The organism is Aquimarina sp. I32.4 (assembly GCF_002924285.1).
In the GTDB taxonomy this organism is placed as follows: Bacteria; Bacteroidota; Bacteroidia; order Flavobacteriales; family Flavobacteriaceae; genus Aquimarina.
On the sequence record NZ_PGUB01000187.1, the window covers coordinates 1 to 4533 of the forward strand.

Below are 4533 nucleotides of genomic sequence, written 5' to 3' on the forward strand. Positions count from 1 at the left end.
AAGGAGCAAAATAGTGTGTTTACTATCATTCACAAAACGTTTTGCTCCTTTTTTCTAAGATGACAAAGTAGGATTAATAATAAACATTCCTCTTGATATAGAAACATGGAAAACTTTTTCAGATAAATATATACAAATCATTGGTTTTCCAGAAGAAGTAACCGCTGTAAACCTATATTTTTTAATCGAGAATCTGATAGATATTTCACAAAAAATGGAGTAAAACAATTCATACATGCGGGGCGACATCAATAAACAAGAATTAGAAAATAGAAATAGTTACTCACTACCGAAAGAGTATATTTCTATAATATAGGATATGACGGAGAACCTCCCCTTAGTGATTAATGAAAATTTACAAAAAATGTCGCCTTTGGATATTTCTAAAACCAAAGGGAAATTGATACAACAATTATTGCAAATAAAAGCAAATGAGTTGAAAGGTACACCTAATGATTTTGAAATTGGCGAAATTTCTATGGAGGATCCCCAAAAAGCTTTAGAAAGAATATACAAAAGTATCAGAATTTATAGAGTAAGAATTGAACAGCTCAAAGAAATTGATGAAAAGTCAAATCTGAAAAAAGATGCATTAGTATTCCTGGATACCATAGAAGAACATTTTAGACAAAACAATCCTATCAAGGATTATAAAAGTCAAAAACCTGTTTTCCCTGATTTATATTCTCGAAGTAAAAAGAACAGTGATCATAATAAGAAATTATTATTTAATTTACGAAAAAAATTAGTTGGGTATCATCAACTTTTTGATGTTTGTATCCTACAAAATTTATTAGATAAAACCAAATACCTCCCTTTTTAAATGAAAAAATATATCTTATTATTTATTTGCATTTTATGTTTTGTGTATACTGGTAAAGCGAGTGAATGTTATCATTATCATACACCGCATTATTACAAGTTGTTTGTAGAAAACAACCAGATTGTGTTTCAGCATACGGTTAAGGATCCTAATAAGGTTAGTTATGTATCACAAGAAAATATCGTATTAAAAAACATCAATAGCCAGAGTTTTAAAATTCTGGCAGAAAATCAAGGTGATATGTTATTTTCTACCATAGATGGATATTTTGTACTTCATAAAAATGTAATCCAAGTAAAAGATTATGGAGTGCGAAAAATAGGAAGTCATAAAGAGGTAAACGAAAGTATTGGGGTGAATTTCTTTTGTATAAATAATCAATGGAAATATATAAAAGTGGGGCATTATACCCATAGAAATTCAGAAAACAATATTGCTAAAATGCCTCTAGATCTTGAGGTAATTACAGATTTTCCTTCTCAAAAAATTCTTCTTAAAAATTCAGAAAATGTATTTTATTTCCATAAAGAAAAGTTTACTTTTCATAAGATAGAACGGCTTATAGGAAAACACACACGATTCTTTCGTTTAAAAAACAGACATACCACAGCCGATGCTTTTCTATATGATGAAAACACATTTTATAGAATCTCAGTACATAATATTGATAATTTGACTTCAGATTTTACAAGTCAACAAGAGAATTCTTCCTTTAAAAATTTAAAAATATATCAAATAGAAGATAATGTATCCTTAGATACGGGCGATGGTTTTCTTTGGTTATATAAAGAAAATGGATTGATACACAAACAAAAGGAATATAGCAGTATCCCAATACATTTTGTTCGTAAAAAAGCATCCTATCTTAATAGCCATACAGAGTTTATTACGTATAATGATAAAATATATGACAATTTTTATGACTTAGTAAAAGGTAATAAATCTATCGATTTCTCTTCAGTAAAAAACAAGGAGCAGTTTCATAAAGAAACTGGCGATGTCTATTCTGATGGATTACACAAATATTATTATGACTACAACTCAAAAAAGATGATTCTAATAAACTGGTTGTCAGGTAATGATTTATTTCACCCTAGAATATATACATATAACGGTCATGGAAATAGTGAATTATGGATAGGAAAAAGTACAATCAACAAGTTTTCTGCAGATCCAAAAGAAAAAGGTATTACAATCTCATATACCTCTAGTGTAAAAAGTTTTACTATAGCACATGCATATAATGATAAGCTTCTTATAGAAAACAAATCAATTACTAATATTGCTCATAAAGAATCTATGTCATTTTTAGGCTCTATTGTTGATATTATCTCTCCTTGTGATGGTGGTAGAGGGCAGTATCCAGTAGAGATTGATGTATATTACTTTTTTAAAGATAAGGATAAAGTGTATGTGTGTAATACCACCAATCTAAAGATGAAAGTGATTAAGAATCTCAACCCTTTAAATTATGAAGAAGATACTTATGAGCAACTTGCCCAATTAATGCAACAGGTTAAAAATCTTAAAAAATGAAAAGAATACTAACCTGATGTTTTATAAATTTTGGCATAGCAAAGTGTTAGATTTTAAAACCGTTTCAAGACATAATAGATTTTCTAATGTAGAAACTGGGTTATCAAATATAAACTCGATAAACACGAATATTAATTACTCATTCTTATTAAGCTATCTAATATTTACTTTTGATTTAAAACTTTAGAACATGCTAGTCAGAATATTTGCATTAATTTTAATATGTACTATTGCCAATTCTTTTGCACAAGAACATTCATATTCAACTATGTCTAGAGATGAATTAATAAAACCATTCAAAGAACAAAGTTTTGAACAATTAAAAGAAACATTAAACAAGACATTAAAAAGAGGCAAGAGGCGGTATCAAAAAATTAACAAACTATCAGAAATTATAGTTGATTATTCTGGGGATTCTCATTACAAACAGAAAAATGTTTTAAAAATACTGCCTGATAATATACTGGAGAAATACGCCAGATCTTACCTAAATTCATTTTCCTTTACACAAGAGTTAAAAGAAGGTATTCAAGGTTCTAAATTGATTTTATCTCCTAACCAAGCTCTGCGAGATACTTTGGCACTCTATACAAATATAGATGAAACTTCTTTATCTATTCTGTTAGATACAATCCAATATGCTAATGCAATTATAGAAAAAAAGAAATATCATCTAGACAGGCATAACTTGAGCACTACAATTGAAAAAAATAAAAATATAACATTGTGTAAAGGAATTGGCAAATTAAATGTATGTGGAATGAATGTGGTAAGTACCTCTAAATCCTACAAGGAATTACAAATTGACAATAAACCAGTGTTCGCTTTAAAACAAGAAAATGCAGTACGTTTATTAGTACCTCTAAAAATGAAGGACCAGATCATTGCTGTACAGGCTAAGGATAAAACTGGAAAAACATTAAAAAACAAAGATATAAATATTGAAAAAGCATTATCCCCCAAAGCAACCAGACTTTTTAAAAAAATAACAAAGATCTTTGAAGAAAGTATTAAGAAAATTGAACAAAAAAAATTGACAACCCAAGAAGAAGTCATTTTTTTTTTAGAACAAAAGTTCCCGAAAAAAATTACTATTGATCATTATTATGCTATAAATCATAGCTTTTATGGAACTATAACATCGTATGAAATCTTCATAAAAGATCGTACATGTAATACAATATCAGAAAACATAACAATTCATAAGTCTAAAACAAATTAGAAATGGAACATACAAATACTTCAGAAAAACCTCAACTAGAAATCATAGAAAAAGTACCTACAGATATACTACAAATCCCTTTAAAATTATATAGTGAATCTACAGCTATGGAAACCTATGTTAAAATTCCGTTTTTACTTATTGGGGTACTATTCTTGATACATAATATTTTTTTAGCAGGAAGAAGTTTTGCTTATAACACTTATGAAACCATAAAAACAGTAGAGCTTTCGATCGTGGGAGTTATCGTAATAGTTGTTTTTGTAATTGCAGGTATTGCGATCAACAAAAATTCAAAAGTAAATAAACATCTTAAAGAAATCTCTAAGAAATACAATATAATTTTAGAGATAACACAAGACGAATTTAGTGCGTTAGCCATTCATATGTATGGAGGAAGAGGTGTTAAATTAAAAAAATAACAAGTTGAAAAAGGAAAGCGTTTTAGCAAAAAAAACAAATTACAAGATTATTTCTTACTTTTTTATTCGATTATTGATTTTGATACTTCCTATTATAGTATTAGCAATACTAATGAAATATACAAATCCTGATTATTCAGAAAAAAAAGGACATACCGATAGAGGGTTAGGGTTTGCTATAATGGGTGGGTTATGGATCATAATTTTTATAAGTATAACTATAATAGAGATGATATATAGAATATACCGAAAACAAAAAAAATGGTACGCCAATGGCCTCTTAATACTACTGATAATAATTGCAATGATGCTCATATTTGTTTAAATGAATATTTAATAAATACAGTGCCATATGAAAAAACGTTACAAAGATATTATGAATATTATAATATAACCCAAGAGAATGATTAATCCTACTTTGTCATCTTAGGTTTGATTGTTCTTTTCTTGGTCTCTTAGTAGTTGTTTGATGTATCTTTGATGCTGTTCAAGAATTAGATTTATAGCTAATTGCGGAGTTTCTATTTTAG

Annotated in this window: 5 protein-coding genes; all 5 read left to right on the forward strand. The window is 28.1% G+C overall.

Annotated features, from left to right (window positions below):
- The first annotated feature begins 319 nt into the window (after positions 1–319).
- The gene (locus tag CVD18_RS21540) at positions 320–823 is read left to right on the forward strand and encodes a hypothetical protein (protein WP_146052895.1); all 504 of its coding nucleotides are present in this window, start codon (positions 320–322) and stop codon (positions 821–823) included.
- Positions 824–2359 carry a hypothetical protein gene (locus CVD18_RS21545; RefSeq protein WP_103867531.1) on the forward strand — a complete coding sequence of 512 codons (1536 nt, stop codon included), beginning with the start codon at positions 824–826 and terminating at the stop codon, positions 2357–2359.
- Between the two features lie 190 nt (positions 2360–2549).
- A complete protein-coding gene (locus CVD18_RS21550) occupies positions 2550–3581 on the forward strand; it encodes a hypothetical protein (RefSeq protein ID WP_103867532.1) in 1032 nt (343 codons plus the stop codon).
- Between the two features lie 2 nt (positions 3582–3583).
- Entirely contained in the window at positions 3584–4003 is a 420-nt protein-coding gene (locus CVD18_RS21555; protein WP_103867533.1) for a hypothetical protein, read from the forward strand.
- Between the two features lie 4 nt (positions 4004–4007).
- A complete protein-coding gene (locus CVD18_RS21560; RefSeq protein WP_146052896.1) occupies positions 4008–4328 on the forward strand; it encodes a hypothetical protein in 321 nt (106 codons plus the stop codon).
- The last annotated feature ends 205 nt before the right edge of the window (positions 4329–4533 follow it).

Excerpts from the sequence above, each read along its gene's own strand:
- CVD18_RS21550 (WP_103867532.1), top strand. The coding sequence starts at position 2,550 with ATGCTAGTCAGAATATTTGCATTAATTTTAATATGTACTATTGCCAAT.
- CVD18_RS21540 (WP_146052895.1), top strand. The coding sequence starts at position 320 with ATGACGGAGAACCTCCCCTTAGTGATTAATGAAAATTTACAAAAAATG.
- CVD18_RS21545 (WP_103867531.1), top strand. The coding sequence starts at position 824 with ATGAAAAAATATATCTTATTATTTATTTGCATTTTATGTTTTGTGTAT.
- CVD18_RS21555 (WP_103867533.1), top strand. The coding sequence starts at position 3,584 with ATGGAACATACAAATACTTCAGAAAAACCTCAACTAGAAATCATAGAA.